General features: G+C 65.8%; 24 protein-coding genes. 17 read left to right on the forward strand and 7 right to left on the reverse strand.

Annotation, left to right across the window (positions count from 1 at the left end; all coding sequences use genetic code 11):
- Positions 1-147: 147 nt before the first annotated feature.
- Together tgt and queA are read right to left on the reverse strand one after the other, a co-directional pair.
- Positions 148-1,299: a tRNA guanosine(34) transglycosylase Tgt gene (tgt, locus tag C1704_RS07010; RefSeq protein ID WP_104302024.1), complete on the reverse strand. Its 1,152-nt coding sequence runs from the start codon at positions 1,297-1,299 to the stop codon at positions 148-150.
- A gap of 10 nt (positions 1,300-1,309) precedes the next feature.
- On the reverse strand, positions 1,310-2,356 hold the full coding sequence (gene queA / locus C1704_RS07015) for a tRNA preQ1(34) S-adenosylmethionine ribosyltransferase-isomerase QueA (RefSeq protein ID WP_104302025.1): 1,047 nt from the start codon (positions 2,354-2,356) through the stop codon (positions 1,310-1,312).
- A 65-nt stretch (positions 2,357-2,421) separates the two neighbouring features.
- Between queA and recG the strand changes: the two genes are divergently transcribed.
- The 4 genes from recG (at position 2,422) to ubiA (ending at position 6,870) form a co-directional block, all read left to right on the forward strand.
- Entirely contained in the window at positions 2,422-4,455 is a 2,034-nt protein-coding gene (gene recG, locus C1704_RS07020) for an ATP-dependent DNA helicase RecG (protein WP_104302026.1), read from the forward strand.
- 87 nt (positions 4,456-4,542) lie between these two features.
- A complete protein-coding gene (locus C1704_RS07025) occupies positions 4,543-5,466 on the forward strand; it encodes a LysR substrate-binding domain-containing protein (RefSeq protein ID WP_104302027.1) in 924 nt (307 codons plus the stop codon).
- 22 nt (positions 5,467-5,488) lie between these two features.
- Positions 5,489-5,989 carry a Dps family protein gene (locus tag C1704_RS07030; protein WP_104302028.1) on the forward strand — a complete coding sequence of 167 codons (501 nt, stop codon included), beginning with the start codon at positions 5,489-5,491 and terminating at the stop codon, positions 5,987-5,989.
- A gap of 8 nt (positions 5,990-5,997) precedes the next feature.
- Positions 5,998-6,870, forward strand: a complete 873-nt coding sequence (gene ubiA / locus C1704_RS07035) for a 4-hydroxybenzoate octaprenyltransferase (protein WP_104302029.1) — start codon at positions 5,998-6,000, stop codon at positions 6,868-6,870.
- Here ubiA and C1704_RS07040 read toward each other — a convergent pair whose 3' ends face one another.
- A complete protein-coding gene (locus tag C1704_RS07040) occupies positions 6,871-8,166 on the reverse strand; it encodes a Glu/Leu/Phe/Val family dehydrogenase (RefSeq protein ID WP_104302030.1) in 1,296 nt (431 codons plus the stop codon).
- A gap of 248 nt (positions 8,167-8,414) precedes the next feature.
- On the opposite strand from C1704_RS07040, the gene C1704_RS07045 reads away from it, so the two are divergent.
- From C1704_RS07045 to C1704_RS07095, 11 genes are all read left to right on the forward strand, one after another.
- The gene (locus C1704_RS07045) at positions 8,415-9,020 is read left to right on the forward strand and encodes a DUF2889 domain-containing protein (protein WP_104302031.1); all 606 of its coding nucleotides are present in this window, start codon (positions 8,415-8,417) and stop codon (positions 9,018-9,020) included.
- A gap of 11 nt (positions 9,021-9,031) precedes the next feature.
- A complete protein-coding gene (gene sucC / locus C1704_RS07050; RefSeq protein ID WP_104302032.1) occupies positions 9,032-10,192 on the forward strand; it encodes an ADP-forming succinate--CoA ligase subunit beta in 1,161 nt (386 codons plus the stop codon).
- A gap of 17 nt (positions 10,193-10,209) precedes the next feature.
- Positions 10,210-11,103, forward strand: coding sequence for a succinate--CoA ligase subunit alpha (sucD, locus tag C1704_RS07055; RefSeq protein WP_104302033.1), 894 nt, complete (start codon positions 10,210-10,212; stop codon positions 11,101-11,103).
- 191 nt (positions 11,104-11,294) lie between these two features.
- Positions 11,295-12,026, forward strand: a complete 732-nt coding sequence (locus C1704_RS07060) for a TerC family protein (protein WP_104302034.1) — start codon at positions 11,295-11,297, stop codon at positions 12,024-12,026.
- Between the two features lie 318 nt (positions 12,027-12,344).
- The gene (locus C1704_RS07065; protein WP_104302161.1) at positions 12,345-13,130 is read left to right on the forward strand and encodes a Stp1/IreP family PP2C-type Ser/Thr phosphatase; all 786 of its coding nucleotides are present in this window, start codon (positions 12,345-12,347) and stop codon (positions 13,128-13,130) included.
- Between the two features lie 62 nt (positions 13,131-13,192).
- The gene (locus C1704_RS07070) at positions 13,193-13,897 is read left to right on the forward strand and encodes an FHA domain-containing protein (RefSeq protein WP_104302035.1); all 705 of its coding nucleotides are present in this window, start codon (positions 13,193-13,195) and stop codon (positions 13,895-13,897) included.
- Positions 13,898-14,082: 185 nt separating this feature from the next.
- Positions 14,083-14,859: an MBL fold metallo-hydrolase gene (locus C1704_RS07075; protein WP_104302036.1), complete on the forward strand. Its 777-nt coding sequence runs from the start codon at positions 14,083-14,085 to the stop codon at positions 14,857-14,859.
- A gap of 181 nt (positions 14,860-15,040) precedes the next feature.
- Complete coding sequence (locus tag C1704_RS07080) at positions 15,041-15,502, forward strand: nucleotidyltransferase (RefSeq protein WP_104302037.1); 462 nt, start codon at positions 15,041-15,043, stop codon at positions 15,500-15,502.
- Between the two features lie 71 nt (positions 15,503-15,573).
- Positions 15,574-16,683: an alkene reductase gene (locus C1704_RS07085; protein ID WP_104302038.1), complete on the forward strand. Its 1,110-nt coding sequence runs from the start codon at positions 15,574-15,576 to the stop codon at positions 16,681-16,683.
- A gap of 76 nt (positions 16,684-16,759) precedes the next feature.
- A complete protein-coding gene (locus tag C1704_RS07090) occupies positions 16,760-17,041 on the forward strand; it encodes a type II toxin-antitoxin system RelE/ParE family toxin (protein ID WP_104302039.1) in 282 nt (93 codons plus the stop codon).
- Between the two features lie 2 nt (positions 17,042-17,043).
- The gene (locus C1704_RS07095; protein ID WP_104302040.1) at positions 17,044-17,334 is read left to right on the forward strand and encodes an addiction module antidote protein; all 291 of its coding nucleotides are present in this window, start codon (positions 17,044-17,046) and stop codon (positions 17,332-17,334) included.
- 33 nt (positions 17,335-17,367) lie between these two features.
- Here the strand turns inward: C1704_RS07095 and C1704_RS07100 are convergent, their stop codons facing one another.
- Genes C1704_RS07100 through C1704_RS07110 form a run of 3 tightly spaced genes read right to left on the reverse strand, consistent with a single transcriptional unit; the run spans position 17,368 to position 18,259 of the window.
- Entirely contained in the window at positions 17,368-17,586 is a 219-nt protein-coding gene (locus C1704_RS07100; RefSeq protein WP_104302041.1) for a toxin-antitoxin system HicB family antitoxin, read from the reverse strand.
- Positions 17,583-18,008, reverse strand: coding sequence for a type II toxin-antitoxin system VapC family toxin (locus C1704_RS07105; RefSeq protein ID WP_104302042.1), 426 nt, complete (start codon positions 18,006-18,008; stop codon positions 17,583-17,585). The genes C1704_RS07100 and C1704_RS07105 overlap by 4 nt, the downstream gene beginning before the upstream one ends.
- On the reverse strand, positions 18,005-18,259 hold the full coding sequence (locus C1704_RS07110) for a FitA-like ribbon-helix-helix domain-containing protein (protein ID WP_104302043.1): 255 nt from the start codon (positions 18,257-18,259) through the stop codon (positions 18,005-18,007). The genes C1704_RS07105 and C1704_RS07110 overlap by 4 nt, the downstream gene beginning before the upstream one ends.
- A gap of 299 nt (positions 18,260-18,558) precedes the next feature.
- Here C1704_RS07110 and C1704_RS07115 point away from each other — a divergent pair, with 299 nt between their 5' ends.
- Together C1704_RS07115 and C1704_RS17750 are read left to right on the forward strand one after the other, a co-directional pair.
- Positions 18,559-18,981 carry a pilin gene (locus C1704_RS07115; protein ID WP_104302162.1) on the forward strand — a complete coding sequence of 141 codons (423 nt, stop codon included), beginning with the start codon at positions 18,559-18,561 and terminating at the stop codon, positions 18,979-18,981.
- 105 nt (positions 18,982-19,086) lie between these two features.
- Positions 19,087-19,512, forward strand: coding sequence for a pilin (locus tag C1704_RS17750; protein ID WP_104302044.1), 426 nt, complete (start codon positions 19,087-19,089; stop codon positions 19,510-19,512).
- Between the two features lie 254 nt (positions 19,513-19,766).
- On the opposite strand, the gene C1704_RS07125 is transcribed toward C1704_RS17750, so the two are convergent.
- Entirely contained in the window at positions 19,767-21,635 is a 1,869-nt protein-coding gene (locus C1704_RS07125; RefSeq protein WP_104302045.1) for a sulfatase-like hydrolase/transferase, read from the reverse strand.
- Between the last annotated feature and the right edge of the window lie 19 nt (positions 21,636-21,654).

A 21,654-nucleotide genomic window follows, 5' to 3' on the forward strand; every position in this document is an offset into this window, starting at 1 on the left:
TCGAAAAGCTCGACATCATGTTCCTCGGCTTCATCACCTTCGTTCTCGTCGCTGATGGACTGCGGATGTGTTAACAGGCCCTAGTTCACACCTCACGCCTCTCCTGAGGGGGGTGCGGAGAGAAACTTTCCCAGGCTTTCGGGGGGCTTACACGCCGCGCTGGCGATCGGCGCGGAAGGTCTCGCGGAAGGCCTGGAAACGGCCCGCATCAAGCGACTCGCGCACCTCGCGCATCAGGTTCAGGTAGTAGTGCAGGTTGTGGATGCTGGTGAGCATGGGGCCGAGCATCTCGCCGCAGCGGTCGAGGTGGTGCAGGTAGGCGCGGCTGAAGTTCTTGCACGTGTAGCAGCTGCAGGTCTCGTCGATGGGGCGTTCGTCGGTCTTGTGGCGTGCGTTGCGGATCTTCAGGTCGCCAAAGCGGGTGAAGAGGTGGCCGTTGCGCGCATTGCGCGTGGGCATCACGCAGTCGAACATGTCCACGCCGGCGGCCACGCCCTCCACCAGGTCTTCCGGCGTGCCCACGCCCATCAGGTAGCGCGGCTTGCCCGCGGGCAGGCGGTGCGGGGTGTGCGCCATGATGCGCAGCATGTCCTCCTTGGGCTCGCCCACGCTGACGCCGCCGATGGCATAGCCGGGCAGGTCCATCTCGACGAGCTGCTCCAGCGACTCCTGGCGCAGGTGCTCGAACATGCCGCCTTGCACGATGCCGAAGAGCGCGTTGCGGTTGCCCAGGCGTTCGAATTCGGCCCGGCAGCGCTTCGCCCAGCGCAGGCTCAGTTCCATCGAGCTGCGGGCCTCGCGTTCGGTGGTGATGTGGCCCTTGGTCTCGTAGGGGGTGCACTCGTCGAACTGCATCACGATGTCGCTGTCGAGCGCGTGCTGCACCTGCATGCTCACCTCGGGCGTGAGGAAGAGCTTGTCGCCGTTCACCGGCGAGGCAAACTTCACGCCCTCTTCCGAGATCTTGCGCATCTCGCCCAGCGACCACACCTGGAAGCCGCCGCTGTCGGTGAGGATGGGTTTTGTCCAGCCCTCGAAGCGGTGCAGGCCGCCGAACTGGCGGATGATGTCCAGCCCCGGGCGCAGCCACAGGTGGAAGGTGTTGCCCAGGATGATCTGTGCGCCCATCTCCTCCAGCGAGCGCGGCATCACGCCCTTGACGGTGCCGTAGGTGCCCACCGGCATGAAGATGGGCGTCTCGACCACGCCGTGGTTGAGCGTGAGCCGGCCGCGGCGCGCATGGCCTTCGGTCTTGAGGACGTCAAAGTGGAGGCCGTGGGGGAGGGGGGAGGTGGTCATGCCAGATCTTTCAATCGTGAGCCGAGATGCGCGCCAGCAGCATCGCATCCCCATAACTGAAGAAGCGGTAGCGCTGCTCGACCGCATGCCGGTACAGCGCCATGATGTGCGCGTGGCCGGCGAAGGCGCTCACCAGCATCATCAGGGTGCTCTTGGGCAGATGGAAGTTGGTGACGAGCCGGTCCACCACGCGGAAGGTGAAGCCCGGTGTGATGAAGATGTCGGTGTCGCGGCTGCCGGCCACGAGCTGCCCGGAGATGGCGGCCGACTCCAGCGCCCGCAGGGTGGTGGTGCCCACGGCCACGATGCGTCCGCCAGCGGCACGGGTGCGTTCGATGGCGGCCACCGTGTCGGCGCTCACCTCGAACCATTCGCTGTGCATCTTGTGCTCGGCCAGGTTCTCTGTGCGCACCGGCTGGAAGGTGCCCGCACCCACGTGCAGCGTCACGTGCGCGGTGCCGATGCGGCGCTCGCGCAGTGCCGCCAGCACGCCCTCGTCAAAGTGCAGCGCCGCGGTGGGCGCGGCCACGGCGCCGGGTTTGGCGGCGAACACCGTCTGGTAGCGGCGCTCGTCGTCTTCGCTGTCGGCATGCGTGATGTAGGGCGGCAGCGGCACGTGGCCGTGGCGATCGAGCAGCACGAGCGGGTCCTCGGGGAAGCGCAGGTGGAAGAGCCCGTCGTCGGGGCCGCCACGGCCCAGCACCTCGGCATCGAAGGCCCCGGCGAAGCGCACGATGCTGCCCGCCCTGGGCGACTTGCTCGCGCGCAGGTGGGCCCAGACCTCGTGGCCGGGCAATACGCGTTCGATCAGCGCCTCGACCGCACCACCACTGGCCTTGGCGCCGTAGAGTCGTGCCTTGATCACGCGGGTGTCGTTGAAGACCAGCAGGTCACCCGGGGCCAGCAGCGCCGGCAGCTCGCGGAAGATGCGGTCCACCGGGGGCCAGGCGCGGCCGTCGAGCAATCGCGAGGCGCTGCGCTCGGGCGTGGGATGCTGGGCGATGAGTTCCGGGGGGAGAGCGAAGTCGAAGTCGCTCAGGGTGTAGGTGTGGGGCATGGTGGTTGAGGGCCAGACCGACCCGTGCCAACGGTGAAGCGGGAAAGCAAAGGCAGAATTGTCCCATGTCCGAGGTCCGCGCCGCGCCGAAGAAGGAAAAGTCCGCCCCCCAGAAAGCCCTGGAAAAACTGGGCCTGGTGCGCGACATCGACCTGGCGCTGCACCTGCCGCTGCGCTACGAGGACGAGACCCGGCTCACCCGCCTGACTGACGCACGCGACGGCGAGGTGGTGCAGGTCGAAGGCCTCGTCACGCGCAGCGACATCGTGCTGCGCCCGCGCCGCCAGTTGCAGGTCACGCTCGACGACGGCAGCGACACCGTGCTGCTGCGCTTTTTCAGCTTCTACCCCAACCATCAGAAGACCCTGGCCGTGGGCCAGCGCGTGCGCGCCCGCGGCGAGCTGCGCGGGGGCTTCCTGGGCCGTGAGATCGTCCATCCCAGCTTCAAGGGCGTGGGGGAGGACACACCCCTGGCCACCACGCTCACGCCCGTCTACCCCACCAGCGCCACCTTGCCCCAGGCCTACCTGCGCAAGGCCGTGGCCTCCGGCCTGGCCCGGGCCGACCTCGGCGAGATCCTGCCGGCCGAGCTGGTGCCCAAAGGCCTGCCGCCTTTGCGCGAGGCCCTGAACTTCCTCCATCACCCGCCGCCGCGCACGTTGCTGGCCGCGCTGGAAGACCACAGCCACCCGGCCTGGCAGCGGCTGAAGTTCGAGGAGCTGCTGGCGCAGCAGCTTTCGCAGCTGCAGGCCCAGCGGGAGCGTGCGCGGCTGCGCGCGCCGGCACTGCCAGCCCGCCGCGAAGGCCTGCACGAACGCCTGCTGGCCGTCCTGCCCTTTGCACTGACCGGGGCCCAGCGCCGGGTGGTCGAGGAGATCGCGCAGGACATCGCGCGCGAGCAGCCCATGCACCGCCTGCTGCAGGGGGACGTCGGTTCGGGCAAGACCGTGGTGGCGGCGCTGGCCGCCGCCATTGCCATCGACGCCGGCTGGACCACCGAGATCCTGGCCGAACAGCATTTCCGCAAGCTCGTCGGCTGGCTCGAGCCCTTGGGGGTGCGGGTGGCCTGGCTCACCGGCAGCCTCAAGGGCAAGGCGCGGCGCGAGGCGATGGAGCGCGTTGCCTCCGGCGAGGCGCAGCTGGTCGTGGGCACCCATGCCGTGATCCAGGAGCAGGTCGAATTCGCGAAGCTCGGGCTGGCGCTCATCGACGAGCAGCATCGCTTCGGCGTGGCCCAGCGCCTGGAACTGCGTCGCAAGCTGCAGGGCCAGGCGCTGGAGCCCCACCTGCTGATGATGAGCGCCACGCCCATCCCGCGCACGCTGGCGATGAGCTACTACGCCGACCTCGACGTGAGCACCATCGACGAGCTGCCGCCCGGGCGCTCACCCATCGTCACCAAGGTGTTCGCCGACGGCAAACGCGACACCGTGATCGAAAAGATTCGCACCGAGGTGGCGCAAGGGCGGCAGGTGTACTGGGTGTGCCCGCTGATCGAGGAAAGCGAGGCGCTGGACCTGCGCAACGCCACCGAAACCCACCAGCAACTCTGCGAGGCCCTGCCGGGCACGATGGTGGGCCTGTTGCATGGACGCATGTCGGTGGCCGAGAAGGCGGCGGTGATGTCGCTGTTTGCCAGCGGCGAGATGAAGCTGCTCGTGGCCACCACCGTCATCGAGGTGGGCGTGGACGTGCCCAATGCCAGCCTGATGGTGATCGAGCACGCCGAGCGCTTCGGCCTGAGCCAGCTGCACCAGCTGCGCGGGCGCGTCGGGCGCGGCGCGGTGGCCAGCGTGTGCGTGCTGCTGTACACCGGGCCTTTGTCCGACACCGGCAAGGCGCGCCTGAAGGCCATGGCCGAAACCACCGACGGCTTCGAGATCGCCCGGCGCGACCTGGAGATCCGCGGCCCGGGCGAATTCATGGGCGCGCGCCAGTCGGGGGCGCCGCTGCTGCGCTTTGCCGATCTGGCCGAGGACGTCGAATGGCTGCAGATCGCCCGGCGGATCGCCCCCACCCTGCTCGATCGCCATCCGGACGTGGCCCGCGCCCACATCGCCCGCTGGCTGGGCACCAAGGCCGAGTACCTCAAGGCATAGCCCCAGGCTATCCAGGGGGCGCCAACGGGCGCACAATCACGCCATGGCCCCGATAGCTTTTTCCTTCGATCTTCGGAGGCGCCTGCAATGACCCTGACCGAACTGCGCTACATCGTCGCCGTTGCGCGCGAGAAGCATTTCGGCCGCGCGGCCGAGGCCTGCTTCGTCTCCCAGCCCACGCTGAGCGTGGCGATCAAGAAGCTTGAAGACGAACTCGACGTGAAAATCTTCGAGCGCGGCGCCAGCGAGGTGAGTGTCACGCCGCTGGGCGAGGACATCGTGCGCCAGGCCCAGGCGGTGCTCGACCAGGCGGCGGCCATCAAGGAAATCGCCAAGCGCGGCAAGGACCCGCTCAACGGGCCGCTCAAGCTGGGCGTGATCTATACCATCGGCCCCTACCTGCTGCCCGACCTGGTGAAGCATGCCATCGAGCAGGTGCCGCAGATGCCCCTGATGCTGCAGGAGAACTTCACCGTCAAGCTGCTCGAGATGCTGCGCACCGGTGAGCTCGATTGCGCCATCCTGGCCGAACCGTTTCCCGATGCCGGTCTGGCGGTGGCACCCCTGTACGACGAGCCCTTCATGGTGGCCGTGCCCAAGACCCACCCGCTGGCTTCGCGCGAGAGCATCACCTCGGAAGAACTCAAGCGCGAGACGATGCTGCTGCTGGGCACGGGCCATTGCTTCCGAGATCACGTGCTCGAGGTCTGCCCCGAGTTCGCACGCTTTTCCAGCGAGGCCGAAGGCATCCGCAAGAGCTTCGAGGGGTCCTCGCTCGAAACCATCAAGCACATGGTGGCCTCCGGCATGGGCCTGACGGTGGTGCCGCAGCTCAGCGTACCGCCCGAACCCCAGGCCCATGTGGTCTATGTGCCTTTCGCGCCGCCCGTGCCCACTCGCCGTGTGGTGCTGGTGTGGCGGCGCACCTTCACGCGCTACGAGGCCATCGCCGCGCTGCGCAATGCGATCTACGCCTGCGAACTGGCGGGCGTGCACAAGCTGTCCGAGTGATCCATCCCTTCAAGGAGTTCCCATGGCCAAGAGCAAAGCCAAATCCAGCAGCCTGCCGGTCAACATCGGCATTCCCGAAAAAGACCGCGCGGCCATTGCCGCCGGCCTGAACAAGCTGCTGGCCGACACCTACACCCTTTACCTCACCACCCACAACTTCCACTGGAACGTGACAGGGCCGATGTTCAACACCCTGCACACCATGTTCATGACGCAGTACACCGAGCTGTGGAATGCGGTCGACCCGATCGCCGAGCGCATCCGCGCCCTGGGCTTTCCGGCGGCGGGGTCGTATGGTCAGTTTGCCGGCCTGAGCACCGTGCCCGACGCCCCGGCCAAGCCGCCCAAGGCCGAGGACATGATCCGCATCCTGGTCGAAGGCCACGAGGCCGTCGCGCGCACCGCCCGCGGCATCTTTCCCATCGTGGACAAGGCCAGCGACGAGCCCACCGCCGACCTGCTCACCCAGCGCCTGGACATCCACGAAAAGACCGCCTGGATGCTGCGCAGCCTGCTGGAATAATCCGGCGTGTGAACACCGCGCTCGCCCCCTCCCGCCTCGACCTGTACCTGCAGCTGATCCGCTGGGACAAACCCGTCGGGTCGCTGCTGCTGCTGTGGCCCACGCTGGCCGCGCTGTGGATCGCGGCCGGGGGCTTCCCGGGCTGGCACTTGCTCTTCGTCTTCACGGCCGGCACCTTCCTGATGCGCTCGGCCGGCTGCGCCGTCAACGACGTGGCCGACCGCGACTTCGACCGGCATGTGAAGCGCACCGCCCAGCGGCCCGTCACCACCGGTGCCGTCTCGGTGCACGAGGCGCTCGCGCTGGGCGCCGTGCTGGCGCTGCTGGCTTTCGCGCTGGTGCTCACCACCAATGCTGCCACCATCGCCTGGTCGTTTGCGGCGCTGGCGGTGGCCATCGCCTACCCCTTCACCAAGCGCTTCTTCTCCATGCCCCAGGCGGTGCTGGGGGTGGCGTTCAGCTTCGGCATCCCGATGGCCTTTGCGGCCGTCACCGGCAGCGTGCCCTGGCTGGCCTGGGCGCTGCTGGTGGGCAACCTCTTCTGGGTCGTGGCCTACGACACCGAATACGCGATGGTGGACCGCGATGACGACCTGAAGATCGGCATCCGCACCTCGGCCATCACCTTCGGGCGCTTCGACGTCTGTGCCGTGATGGGGCTCTATGGCCTGTACCTGGCGGTCTGGGGGGTGTTGTGCTGGCAGCTGGGCTACCGCTTCGGGCTGCTGCTGGGCCTGGCCGCGGCCCTGGCCCAGATCCTCTGGCACTACAGCCTCATCCGCAGCCGCAGCCGCGAGGGCTGCTTCCTCGCCTTCCGCCAGAACCACTGGGTGGGTCTGGCGGTGTTCCTCGGGCTGGTGATCGACCCCTGGCTGCGCTGATCACGGGTAGAGGCCGCGTTCCTGGCGGGCCATCAGGATGCGCTCGCAGGCCACCGCGAAGGTGGCGGTGCGCAAGGAGATCTTCAGGCGGTCGGCCGTGTCCCAGATCTTGCGCAGCGCGTCGACCATGATCTTGTCCAGGCGCACGTTGATCTCGTCCTCGGTCCAGAAGAAGCTCGAGAAGTCCTGCACCCACTCGAAGTAACTCACCGTCACGCCGCCGGCGTTGCAGATCACGTCGGGCACCACGAGGACGCCGCGGTCGGCCAGCACGTCATCGGCCTCGGGCAGGGTGGGGCCGTTGGCGCCTTCCAGCACCAGCTTCGCCTTCAGCCGGTTGGCCCGCTCCGGAGTGATCTGGCCTTCCAGTGCGGCGGGGATGAGGATGTCGCAGTCCACGTCCCAGAAGGCCTCAGGGTCGATGCGCTCGCCGCCTTTGAAGCCGCCCACGCCGCCTTCGGCGTGCAGGGTGGCCATCAGGTCGTGCATGTCGAAGCCCTTGGGGTTGAAGATCGTGCCGGTGTGGTCCTGCACGGCCACGATCTTGGCGCCAGCGCCGGCGAAGAGCTCGGCCGCCGCCGAGCCCACGTTGCCGAAGCCCTGCACGGCCACGCGGGCGCCGTCCAGCTTCAGGCCGAGGCGGCGCGCCGCCTCGCGCCCGGTCACGAACACCCCGCGCCCCGTGGCCTTCACGCGGCCCAGCGAGCCGCCCAGGTGGATGGGCTTGCCGGTGACCACGCCGGTGGCCGTGGCTCCTACATTCATCGAGTAGGTGTCCATCATCCAGGCCATGATCTGGGCGTTGGTGTTCACGTCCGGGGCCGGAATGTCCTGCTGCGGGCCGATGATGATGCCGATCTCGCTGGTGTAACGCCGGGTCAGCTTTTCCAGCTCTTTCATCGACAGCTGCTTCGGATCCACGCGGATGCCGCCCTTGGCGCCGCCGTATGGCAGGTTCACGGCGGCGTTCTTCACTGTCATCCAGGCGGCCAGCGCCATGACCTCCTCCAGCGTGACGGCCGGGTGGTAGCGCACGCCGCCCTTGCCGGGGCCACGCGAGAGGTTGTGCTGCACGCGGAAGCCCTCGAAGTGGCGCACGGTCCCATCATCCATTTCGATGGGAACGTCGACGATGAGCGTGCGCTTGGGGTGTTTGAGGGTTTCGGCCCAGCGTGCCAGTGGCCCCAGGTAGGGAATGACGCGGTCCACCTGCGACAGGTAGGTGCCCCAGGGGCTGGACGGGCTGGGGTTGACGTAGGACAGGCCTGACAAAGTGGTTGGCAAGGCGGTGCTCATGTGGTGTTCCTGATGTAACCGAAGGAGACTGCCGCAGGGCTCGTGACCCCGGCAGACGGTGCGAAAAGGACTGTAGTGCGCCGCGTCGCAAATGGGACATCCCGGCCCATGCAAGCTTTGCATGGGCATGTCACGACGGTTTCATGCCTGCGAGGTGTCGGTTCGCCAGACGCACAATCGATGGGAATTGGTGCAACGCAGCATGCTAAAGTCATGGGCTTGCCGAAACAGCCTGAAACTTCCCGCCCATGGCTCTCCCTCCGGCCCACCCTGAGCGCCAGCTCAAGCATCGCCGCAGCATCGACGTCGCCGTCTATGCCTGTGGCCATGGCCTGTGGGAGGTGGAGGCACGTCTTGTGGACGTCAAGACGCGCGACTACCCTCTGGCCGGCGGCATCCGGCAGGCGGGCGATCCGGTGCACGACATGACGCTGCGCCTGGTGATCGACGAACAGATGAACATCCTGGCCGCCGGTGCCCACACCGAGTGGATGCCCTACCCCGGCCATTGCAATGCCTATGGCGATGCCTACGGCCGCCTCGTCGGCCTGAACCTGATGCATCGCTTCCGCCAGGGCGTCAAGGAGCGCTTGGGCGGTATCCAGGGGTGCACCCACCTCACCGAGATGGCCCAGGTGTTGCCCACGGCGGTGGTGCAGGCCTTCGCCGGCGAGGTGCTCGACACCCAGGAGAATGGGCAGGCCCAGACCGATCAGCAGCCCTTCCAGATCGACCGCTGCCATGCGCTGCGCTCCGACGGTGAAGCGGTGCGCCAGTTCTACCCGCGTTGGTACCGGCCGGACACGTCCGCCGACGGCACCAGTTCCCCTCTCACCCCCCAGACCTCCAAGTAGAGAGACACACCATGAAGATCCATGAGTACCAAGGCAAGGAAATCTTGCGCAACTTCGGTGTGCCGGTGCCGCGCGGCATTCCCGCCTTCACCGTGCAGGAAGCCATCGAGGCGGCCCAGAAGCTGGGCGGCCCGGTCTGGGTGGTGAAGGCCCAGATCCACGCCGGCGGCCGCGGCAAGGGCGGCGGCGTGAAAGTGGCCAAGACGCTCGACGACGTCAAGGCCCTGTCCGAGAAGATCCTGGGCATGCAGCTGGTCACGCACCAGACCGGCCCCGAGGGCCAGAAGGTGCGCCGCCTCTACATCGAGGAAGGGGCCGACATCCAGAAGGAATACTATGTTTCGCTGGTGACCGACCGCGGCACGCAGAAAGTGGCCTTCATCGCCTCCAGCGAAGGCGGCATGGACATCGAGGAAGTGGCTCACAGCACGCCCGAGAAGATCATCACCGAATACATCGATCCGCTGACCGGCCTGTCGGCCGAGCAGGCGAAGAAGATCGCCACGGCCATCGGCCTGAGCGGCCACTCCGTGGACCAGGCGGTCGATCTCTTCCAGAAGCTCTACACCTGCTACATGGAAACCGACGCCTCGCTGGTGGAGATCAACCCGCTGAACTGCGACTCCAAAGGCAATCTGATCGCGCTGGACGCCAAGTTCAACTTCGACGCCAACGCCTTGTTCCGTCACCCCGAGATCGTGGCCTATCGCGACCTTGACGAGGAAGACCCGGCCGAGGTCGAAGCCTCCAAGTTCGATCTCGCCTACATCAGCCTGGACGGCAACATCGGCTGCCTGGTCAACGGGGCCGGCCTGGCCATGTCCACCATGGACACCATCAAGCTCTTCGGCGGCGAGCCGGCCAACTTCCTGGACGTGGGCGGCGGCGCCACGGCCGAGAAGGTCACCGAGGCCTTCAAGATCATGCTCAAGAACAAGAGCGTCAAGGGCATCCTGGTCAACATCTTCGGCGGCATCATGAAGTGCGACACCATCGCCGAGGGCGTGATCACCGCCTGCAAGGCCGTGAACCTGCAGGTTCCGCTGGTCGTGCGCATGAAGGGCACCAACGAGGAGCTGGGCAAGAAGATGCTGGCCGAGTCCGGCCTGCCCATCATCTCTGCCGACACGATGGCCGAAGCCGCGACCAAGATCGTCGCTGCCGTGAAGTAAGCCCAGGAGCAATAACCATGTCCATCTACATCAACAAAGACACCAAGGTCATCACCCAGGGCATCACGGGCAAGACCGGCCAGTTCCACACGCTGGGCTGCCAGGCCTATGCGAACGGCAAGAACGCCTTCGTCGCGGGTGTGAACCCCAAGAAGGCGGGCGAGAAGTTCTCGGACATTCCCATCTACGCCACCGTGCAGGAAGCTGCGAAGCAGACCGGCGCCACCGTCTCGGTGATCTATGTGCCGCCCGCCGGCGCGGCCGCTGCGATCTGGGAAGCCGTCGAGGCCGACCTGGACCTGGTGGTGTGCATCACCGAAGGCATCCCCGTGCGCGACATGCTGATGGTGCGCAACAGGATGAAGGCCAAGGAGGCTGCCGGCGGCAAGAAGACCCTGCTGCTGGGTCCCAACTGCCCCGGCCTGATCACGCCGGATGAGATCAAGATCGGCATCATGCCCGGCCACATCCACAAGAAAGGCCGCATCGGCGTGGTGTCGCGCTCGGGCACGCTCACCTATGAGGCGGTCGCTCAGCTCACCGAAATCGGCTTGGGCCAGTCCAGTGCCGTGGGCATCGGCGGCGACCCGATCAACGGCCTCAAGCACATCGACGTGATGAAGGCCTTCAACGACGACCCCGAGACCGATGCCGTGATCATGATCGGCGAGATCGGCGGGCCCGACGAGGCCGAAGCCGCCCGCTGGTGCAAGGACAACATGAAGAAGCCCATCGTCGGCTTCATCGCCGGCGTCACGGCCCCTCCGGGCAAGCGCATGGGCCATGCCGGCGCGCTGATCTCGGGCGGTGCCGACACGGCCGACGCCAAGCTCGCCATCATGGAAGAGTGCGGCTTCAAGGTCACGCGCAACCCGTCCGAGATGGGCAAGCTGCTCAAGTCCATCCTGTAAGCGGGCTTCACGCTGCTGACGAAGGCCGCCGGACGCGGCCTTCGTTTTTTCAGGCGACGTTCAGCATCGCCATGCCTGCTACGTAGTTCTGCGCAGCGTCACCGCCTGCTGCGCCCCTACACTCCTGTCAACTGCCCGCGCGCTCAGACGTTGGTGCAGAACCACATCCAAGAACCACAGGACACAACATCATGGATGCGTTAACGACTCCAGAATTCTGGATCGCCGTCGGTCAGATCATCATGATCGACATCCTGCTGGGCGGCGACAACGCCGTCGTGATCGCCCTCGCGTGCCGGCGCCTGCCGCCCCAGCAGCGCACCGCGGGCATCCTCTGGGGCACGGCCGGTGCCATCGGCCTGCGCGTGATCTTCATCTTCTTCGCGCTCACGCTGCTGCAGATCCCCTTCATCAAGCTGGTGGGCGCGGCCCTGCTGGTGTGGATCGGCATCAAGCTGCTGGCCCCGGATGAGGAGGGTGACCACGCCAACATCCAGAGCAGCGACAAGCTCTGGGGTGCGGTGAAGACCATCATCATGGCCGACCTGGTGATGAGCATCGACAACGTGATTGCCATTGCCGGCGCGGCGGAAAGCGCAGGCGGCGACCACACCATGGGCCTCGTGATCTTCGGCCTGCTGGTGTCGATCCCCATCATCGTCTGGGGCAGCCAGCTGGTGATCAAGCTGATGGACCGCTTCCCCATCATCATCGTCCTGGGCGGCATGCTGCTGGGATGGATCGCCGGCACCATGGCGGTGGGTGACCCCGCCGTGGCCGACCCCGAGAAGTGGACCTGGATGCTCAAGATCGCCCAGACCGACGTCGTCAAGTACGCCGCCGGCATCGCGGGCGCCCTGCTGGTGCTGGCACTGGGCAAGTGGATCGCGGCACGACGTGCCCCCGTGGCGCCGGCCGCCTGACCCGCTGCGCCTCGAAACGGCGGGCAACAGCTGCAACCAGACGTGGGCCCGCCCCTGGCGGGCCCGCCTTGTTTTGGTGGGGGGGCTCTGCTAACGTGCGTGGCAAACAACCTGCGCTGCGGCGCACCATCCAGGATGGCGGACCCCCATCACCCCGTGCGTCCCGACGACGACACCCCCGCGACCAAGGGAGACCGACACAGCTCGGTTACAAATCGCGGCACAATCCGTCCCCAGATTCCGGCAAGAGGGCCGTGCACGCCTTTTGCCTTTCCATCGACGGCCAAGTCCTCCTGAGGTCCCGTGCAGACCAGCACCATGTCATTCGAGTTCTTTTGCCTCACCGACCCTGGGCGCGCGCGCGACAACAACGAGGACTCGGTGGCGGTTGACGAGCAGGCTGCCCTGGCCGTGCTGGCCGATGGCATGGGCGGCTACAACGCCGGCGAGATCGCCAGCGGCATGGCCACAGCCTTCATCAAGTCGGAACTGGGCCGCTGGCTCACCGAAGCCTCGGCCTCGGCCAGCGACACCGACGTGCGGCGGGCCATGGACATCTGCGTGGAAAACGCCAACCGCGCCATCTACAACGCGGCCAACTCCAATCCGCAGTACGCCGGCATGGGCACCACCCTGGTGGTGGCGGTCGTGCGCGAAGGCCGGCTGCTCGTGGGCCATATCGGCGACTCGCGCGCCTACCGGCTGCGCAGCGGCAAGCTCAGCCAGATCACCAAGGACCACTCGCTCCTGCAAGAGCAGATCGACGCGGGCCTGATCACCCCCGAACAGGCCGCTTATTCGTCCAACAAGAACCTCGTCACCCGCGCCGTGGGTGTGGAGGATACCGTCCTGCTCGAGACCCACCTGCACGACCTGCAGCCGGGGGATCTGATCCTGATGTGCTCGGACGGCCTGTCCGACATGATCGACGATGCCGAGATCGCGGCAGTGTTGCAGTCCACCAACGACTTGCCCGCCGTGGGCGCCGCCCTGGTCGCGGCTGCCAACGCCGCGGGTGGACGGGATAACATAGCCGTCATCCTGGTGCGTGTCCAGGGCGGCAACGCCTCGGCGGCGCGCTCCTGGTGGCCTTTCCGGCGGTGACGGTGACGACGGGCGCGCTCGCTCTCCATCCAACAAAAGAGACTATCGACTAGAGGTCAAGCATGGCGAAACTCGTGGTGTCACTCGACGGCGTGGTGATCAAGGAAGTCCAGCTCACCAAGGACAAGACCACCCTCGGACGCCGTCCCTACAACGACATCGTCATCGACAACCTGGCGGTCAGCGGCGAGCATGCCGTGCTGCAGATGGTGGGTGCCGACGTCTTCATCGAAGACCTCAACAGCACCAACGGCACCTACATCAACGGCAAGGCCATCAAGAAGCAGCTGCTGTCGAACAACGACACCGTCGAGATCGGCAAGTACAAGATCAAGTACCTCACCGACGACGCGCCCGACTACGAAAAGACCATGGTCATGAAGCCGGGCACCGCGCCCACGGCGCCTCTGGGTACGGGTCCGGTCTCGCCCCTGGCGGGCGGGGCGGCGTCCGGCTTCGGCGGCCTGGGCGCGCCTTCGGGCTTCGGCGGCCTGGGCGCACCGGTGCCCGCGGCCTCGATCAAGGTGCTCAACGGCGCGGCGGCCGGCCGCGAGGTCAGTCTCACCAAGGTGGTCACCACCGTGGGCAAGCCGGGTGTGCAGGTGGCCTCCATCACCAAGCGGCCGGGCGGCTATGTCTTCGCGCATGTCGAAGGGGCCATGAAGCCCACCATCAACGGGGCCCCGGTGAGCAACGACCCGGTTCACCTGAAAAACGGCGATGTCATCGAGCTGGCCGGCACCCAGATGCAGTTCGTCCAGGGCTGAGCCCGCGCCGATGCCGGGGCCGTTCCCGGCGTCGGCGTGAACAAGCTCACGCCCCTGACGCGATCGCCGCTGCGGACACCCTCTTCGGGGGGCGGATTGTTGGCACACTGGCACGCTGTCCGTGCTGCACAGTGGGAACACCGTCCAGCGCGTCCCTGTTGATCCCCCTGGAGTTCCGCTCCGTCATGAAGATCCGCGTCCTGGGCTGCTCCGGCGCGATCGCCGCCGGTTGCAAGACCACGGCCTTCCTGCTCGATGACGATCTGCTCGTCGATGCCGGCACCGGCGTCGGCGACCTCACCCTGGACGCACTGGCCCGCATCGACCACATCCTGGTCAGCCACTCGCACCTCGACCACATCGTCTCCATCCCGCTGCTGGCCGACAGTGTCATCAGCCGGCGCCGCACCCCGGTCACGGTGCACGCCCTGCCCGAGACCCTCGAGGCCCTGCGGCGCCATGTGCTCAACGACGTGATCTGGCCCGACTTTACCCGCCTCCCATCGGCCGACGCACCGGTGCTGCGCTTCTCGCCGGTGGCGGTGGGCCAGCGCCTGAGCCTGGGCGGCAAGACCATCGAGGTGCTGAGCGCCGAACACACCGTGCCGGCCGTGGGCTATGCCGCGTGCGCGGGCGAACCCCGGCCCGACACCCCCTGGTGGATCTACACCGGCGACACCGGGCCCAATCCGGCCCTGTGGCCCCGGGTGGCCGAGCGCCGGGTCGGCATGCTGGTGATCGAGACCGCCTTCAGCGATCGCGAGCGCGAGCTGGCGATGGTCAGCAAGCACCATTCGCCCAGCAGCCTGAAGCGCGAACTCGACGGCGCACCACCCGGGCTGCCGGTCTTCCTCACCCACGCCAAGCCCGGTGAGATGCCCTGCATTGCCGACGAGGTGCGCGCCCTGGACGGTGGCCACCGCATCACCCACCTGGAAGCGGGGCAGGTGTTCGAGCTTTGAGGGGTGATCCAGGGGCTATACACTGCCCCCATGCAGCACGTCGTTGTCAAGCGGCCCCTCCATTCCCTGTCATCGCACAGCGGGCCATCGCCCGACTTGGCGTATTGGCTCTCCCGGCCGGCGGCCGAGCGCATCGAAGCGCTGGAGGCCTTGCGTCTGCAATACCTGGCGATGAAGCCCGATGCTGACTTCCGACTTCAAAGAGTTTGCCGGATTGCTCAACTCCAGCGGGGTTGAGTACCTGATCGTCGGCGGCTATGCGCTGGCCGTGCATGGGCACCCGCGCTACACCGGCGACCTCGACTTCTGGATCGGACATGCACCTGACAACGCCGCCAGAGTGCTGGCGGCGCTCCAGCAGTTCGGATTCGGCGCACTGGGTATCACGCTGGACGACCTCTCCACACCCGGTCAGGTCATCCAGCTCGGCGATCCCCCGGCGCGCATCGATCTGCTGACGAGCATCGATGGGGTGGACTTTCGGCAAGCCCGCGAGCGCCGGCAGGTCGTGCAGATCGATGGGATCGACCTGCCCTTCATCTCGCTCGAAGACTTCAAGGCCAACAAGCGCGCCAGCGGGCGGCTCAAGGACCTGGCAGACCTCGAAAGCCTCGGCGAAGCGCCGGACGGATCGGCGGCCTAGCAGAAGTCTCAAGCCCCTGTGGGCCCCGCGCTCACTGCAGGCCGGCCGCATCGCCGCTACGCTTGGCGGCCATGAACACCCTCTACGACCCCCTCCAGGCCGGCGACCTGTCTCTCGCCAACCGTGTCGTGATGGCCCCGCTCACGCGCAACCGCGCGCCGCGCGGCGTGCCGCACGAACTGCACGTCACCTACTACACCCAGCGCGCCAGCGCGGGCCTGCTCATCTCCGAAGGCACGGCCATCAGCCCCATGGGCCAGGGCTATGCCGATGTGCCGGGCCTGTACACGCCCGAGCAACTGGCCGGCTGGCGGCGCGTGACCGATGCCGTGCATGCTGCCGGCGGGCGCATCGTGGCCCAGATCTGGCACGTGGGCCGCGTCTCGCACACCTCGCTCCTGCCCGAGGGCCAGGCCCCGGTGGCACCGTCCGCGCTGCCGGCCCAGACCCGCACCTACCTGATCGGCCCGGACGGCCAGGGCGGCTTCGAACCCGTGTCGGCCCCGCGCGCGCTGGACGCGTCCGAACTGCCCGGCATCGTGGCCGACTACGCCCGCGCCGCCCGTGCGGCCGTGGATGAGGCCGGCTTCGACGGCGTGGAAATCCACGCCGCCAACGGCTACCTGCTCGACCAGTTCCTGAAGACCGGCGCCAACCAGCGCACCGATGCCTACGGCGGCTCCATCGAGAACCGGGCCCGGCTGCTGCTGGAGGTGACGCGCGCCGTGGCCGAGGCCATCGGCCGCGGGCGCACCGGCATCCGCCTGTCGCCCATCACCCCGGCCAATGACATCGTCGATGCCGCGCCGCAGCCCCTGTTCGAACACGTGGTACGCGAACTCGCCCCCCTGGGCCTGGCCTTCATCCACGTGATCGAAGGCGCCACCGGCGGCCCGCGCGAACTGCCCGACCGCCCCTTCGACTTCGACGCTATGCGCCACGCCTACCGCCACGCCGGCGGCCAGGGGGCCTGGATAGTGAACAACGGCTACGACAAGGCCCTGGCCGAAGCCGCGGTGGCCCAAGGCCGGGCCGACGCCGTGGCCTTCGGCCGCCTGTTCATCAGCAACCCCGACCTCGTGCGCCGCCTGCGCGAGGGGGCGCCGCTCAACGCCTGGGACGTGAAGACCTTCTACGGGGGTGGGGCGCAGGGCTACATCGACTACCCGGCGCTGGTGTGATCCGGAGGGTCTTTGCCAAGTGTGACCCATTGTTTACATCCCTCCGGATGTTAACTATAGTTGACGCACGGTCGAAATTCGGCAGACTACCCGATACAGCCGATGGTTTGAGTCCCTGCGAGACAGACAAGCCCAAGTGCGCATCCTCGTGCGCTTGCGTCGCTTGCAAGAGGGCAATCCGGGCCAGCACCGCGTGCTGACGGCGGGCGTGGTGGAAATGAAGATCGACCACGGACCGGGCTACCGGGTCTACTACACGTGGCGCGCTGGGTGCGTGGTGTTGTTGCTGGTGGGCGGCGACAAGTCCACGCAGGACAGTGATATCCGCGAGGCTTTGGACATGGTGAAGGAGTTGTGACCATGACGATCAAGACGACCCCCTGGGATGTGCAGGATCATCTTCGGACGCCCGAGGACTGCGCACTCTATCTGGAAGCCGTGCTGGAAGAGGCGGGCGACGATCCGGCATTCATCGCCAAGGCCCTGGGGGACGTGGCTCGAGCCCGCGGCATGGCGCAGACAGCCCGCGAAGCCGGACTGAGCCGTGAAGGCCTTTACAAGGCCCTCTCGCCAGATGGCAACCCCAGTTTTGCGACGGTGCTGAAAGTTCTCGGCGCCTTGGGCATGCGCCTGCATGTGACGCCGGCCTGACTGAGGACCGCTTCTGCGTGAAGACAGGCCCGCTCACGCCCCGCGGGCCTTCTTCAATAGCTCCAGCCCTCGGGCTGCCTGCCCGGCACCGCGGCGCGTGCGCAGTTCAAAGCGAGTCTGCGCATCGAACTCGGCCAGCATCAGTGTGGCCATTTCGTCGATCAGCCGATTGACGGTGGTGCCTCGGCTTTGCGCCAGCGCCTTCAGGCGCTGGTGCTTCTCGTCGGGGAGGCGAACGGTCAGTGCGCTCATGGCGCTCCCCCCTTCCAGGGGTCGATGACCTTCAGCCCGGCCGCGGCAAAGGGGCCCACATCCCGACTGGCGACCATGAAACCATGAGCGGCTGCGATGGCGGCGATGTAGCCGTCCGGTGTGGGGAAGCCCCGCCCGTGGCCTCGGGCGGCAACGGCCAGTTCCGCGTAGCGGCGCGCGGCTTCGGCATCGAACGGCAACAGGCGGTCCTGGAACAACGCCAGCAGTCCGTCCAGCGCCACACCCAGCATGTTCCTTCGCCTGCCGTCCGGTAGCGCCTGAATGCCAAACAACAGCTCGGCCAGCGTGACGCTGGACAGATACAGCGTTTCAGCGGCTTGCTCGTTCAGCCACGCCCGCACGGAGGGATCCGGCTGCGGCTTCATCGCTTCAGACACGACGTTGGTGTCCAGCAGGATCATTCAAACCTCAGGGGCTCGGCCGGCGTGGTATCGCGAACCTGCCCAAGGGCTTCGACGTCCTGGGGGGTCAGGCCCACCTTGCGGCCCAGGGCGGCCAACTCGTCGCCCAGGCGCACGCGCTGGGCCGGTTTGACGGCTTGTTCCAGGATGTCCCGAATCTCTGCCTCGGCACTGCGGCCATGCTGGGCCGCACGAACGCGCAAGGCACGGTGCACCGCCTCAGGAACGTTGCGAACAGTGACGGAAGGCATGATGTCAAATCCCCTGAGATGCCTGAGATGATTGCATTGTACCCTTCATGCAATCATCGGCAAAGCGCAATCCCGTCACGCACTTGCGCATCAGCGAAACGAAGGCAAAGCGCCGACCATTTTTGTCAGCCCTGGACACATGGGCTGACACTCTCGGTCCCTCGAAAGGTCGTCCGAGCGTCTCGAATGCCGACTACTTCACGCCCACACTGGCCGGGCTGGCTGGCACGGCCCCTGCATAGAGGGATGCGCACAACCCCCCACCTCTTAGGAGAGACTGTATGAAGCAACTGCACAACATGAAGCGCGCTGCCCAGAAGGGTTTCACGCTGATCGAACTGATGATCGTCGTGGCGATCATCGGTATTCTGGCTGCCGTGGCGCTGCCGGCCTATCAGGACTACACCGTTCGTGCCCGTGTGACGGAAGGTCTGGGTCTGGGAAGCGGCATGAAGGCGACCGTGGCCGAGAACATCGCCAACGCAGGGGGCAACATCGGCGCCAACGCTTGCGCGGGCGCGGACGCCATTGGGGCGACCGGTGCGGTGGCTTCCGTGGCCTGCAACGCTGGGGTGATCACCATCACGATGGGCCCTGACGGCCGGAACGTCGAGCTGACCTTGACCCCTGCTGTGCCGACCGGTGGTGGCCCCATCACCTGGACCTGCGCGGTGTCGGCAGCTGCCAACAACCGCTTTGTGCCCGGTGAGTGCCGTGTCTAAAACACAGGGGATGGCACTTTAAGTGTCGATCCCCCTTGCAAACCGAAAAAGGTGTGTCCAAGGACGCACCTTTTTTTTGGGCGATGATTTGACTGAGGTGAGCATATGAAAAGACAAGTCGCTCATGGGTTTACACTTATCGAACTGATGATCGTCGTCGCGATCATCGGAATACTCTCGGCAATAGCTCTGCCCGCGTATCAGGACTACACCGTGCGAGCGCGCGTCTCCGAAGGGCTGGCCATGGTCAGCATCATGAAGGGGCAAGTCGGCGAGAACATTTCGCTGCGGGGCGGAGCGCTGGACGGCCGTGCGTGTGACGACGTACCGACGCTAGGGCCTGGTACAGGACATATCGCATCGCTGGTATGTGGTGTGGACGGGAATGGAGTCTTGACCGTCACCATGGACGCCGAGGCGCGAAACGTGGTTGTTCAGCTCAGACCGATCGTCAATACTGCAGGGCCAGTGGACTGGGTGTGCACAACCACGACCGGCAATCGATATGTACCGTCAGAGTGCCGGTCGTAAGGGCTCAAAGCTGTCATGCAAAGCCCGCCTCTCGCTCCACGTGCTTGCAATGTTGAGCTCTGTAGTGCCGATGCAGCCTTGCAGTTAGCAGGCCGTTGAAGAACCACTCGTGATCGCGAGTTCCGCCATCGTGAAGGGGGTCGATGAGTCGCCGAACTGGCAAGACGCGTTGGGTGCTTTGCTCACTCGCACTCCCATCGGCTCAGCCCAGCGCTCTGTCGGCGCTCGGATTTGAATAAATCAGGGACGACCAGTTAGGGGCTCAAAGAGCTGACAGCAGGGGCCAGAGTCTTTAGCCAATGCGGGGTCATACTTTCAATTTCTACCTTTTGCAAAGCTGTGGACTCGGCCCCCACACTCAGAGCCAGGGCTTGGAGGCCCTCGCCCAACTTTTCTACGTTCATCCATGCCTTGATGGGGCGGTCGACTTGGCGTGTATCGATAAGCCCAACATATGGTGACTGCTGAAAGAATAAATGCGATCGTTGAGGTTGGTCCTTGAGAGATTCCCCGGACCAGTGCGTTGGAATTGGCATGCCGAGTGAGTGCAGTACCGTTGGTCCGATATCGACTTGAGATCCCACTGAATACAGCTTGCTGGGTCTCTGCTGCTGATCCAGCGGAAACGAGAGAAACAAGAGCGGTATTCGGAGAACAGACTCGGAGACACCTTTTGCATGACCATACTGCCCTTCCTCGCCTAACAGCTCTCCGTGGTCTCCAGTGACTACGACAATGCTGTCTGAGAGATAGCCCTTCGCTTTGAGCAGACCGATGAGTTCGCGTACGGTGGAATCGAACTGAACCACTCCATTGTCGTAGAAGTTGATCGACGAAAGTCGCGGCGGTCCATCCACTCTTTGCAGCAAGGAGAGCGGCGCATAGCTTTCGGATGGAATGAAATGAGGGGCCAGCGTGCGAGTTCCCAACGGGTGAGGCGACATCAGGTGGAACTGCATGTATACCGGCTCTCCACCCCAGTCAGGCAGGCCTGCAACCTTGTCAAGAATGAGGCGGTCATCATTCATGTAGAAGCGCGTCGCCATTGACCCGTCGAAGTAGTGATCCACTTGACCGTAGGCTTCTTTCAGGCCGTAGAAGTTCGTGTGATCGCCGCCCAGAATGAGATGGGTTTTGTATCCATGCAGCTTGAGCACATCCAATAGGTTGAAAGACTTGCCGCTGAATTCATGCACATACTGAGACCGAATCATCGCCATTAGCCCGCAGGAGGACTCGGCGCATACGCTCCAGGCTCGATCCACTTGCTGCAACCGCCCCTTCGATTGCAACTCGCTCAGGTAGGGCGTGGTCGGTCTAGGGTAGCCATAGATGGCCATGTGGTCTGCGCGCAGCGCATCGCCGACGATCAGGATGACATTGCGACGGTGTGCCGTGGGCGAGGGCACGTAGCGAGCGCGCTCCAGCTCGGCCCGGCGGTCCAGTACTTCCGATTGAATGAGGCGATGCCCCTGGATGGAGCGCCCGCCCTGCTGATCGTGAAACAGCGTCAGGCTGAAAGGTTCTTTGGCGGTCAAGGCTTCCGTGGGGCTCACAGCGTGGGTCAGCAGATGGATACAGCCGACGCTGAATCCGCCAACGAGCAGCAGCCGGGACCTGCGGCTGCCGCGGCTTGCGAGGGTTGCCGCCCAATCCTTGCGGGCAGGGCCCAGGGCAATCACTGCGGTCACACACACGAGGACCGCACCCACGCCAACCACAACCAACCCGGGCGGGATGCCTTGCGATAACGCCAACGGTTGCCATTGAAGGGCATAGGTGGAAATGAGGGGCCAACTCACCACGCGCCCCCAGGAGTGCAGGCCGGCGATCACCAGCACGTAATAGGCCAGCAACAGGAGCAGGAGCAGCGCACCCAGGAAGCTGCCCAGCCATCGGGCAAGCCCTTCGATCGGGACCCATCTCCACAACGCAACCCGAACGACGACGAACACGGTCAGCGCAGCCGACAGCAATCCCAAGTGGTGCCATGCAGCCGCGAGAGTGTGTCCTGGGAAGCTGGCGTACACCCAGAGGAAGCCGAGCGCTGCGCCAAACCAGACCAGGGCTTCCGCGCCCAGTGTGAACAACCACGGCCGGCGTGACACAAGACGGGACAACATGGGCAGCGGTTCTTCGGGA

Origin of the sequence: Caldimonas caldifontis (assembly GCF_002930615.1) — a bacterium.
GTDB lineage: Bacteria > Pseudomonadota > Gammaproteobacteria > Burkholderiales > Burkholderiaceae_C > Caldimonas > Caldimonas caldifontis.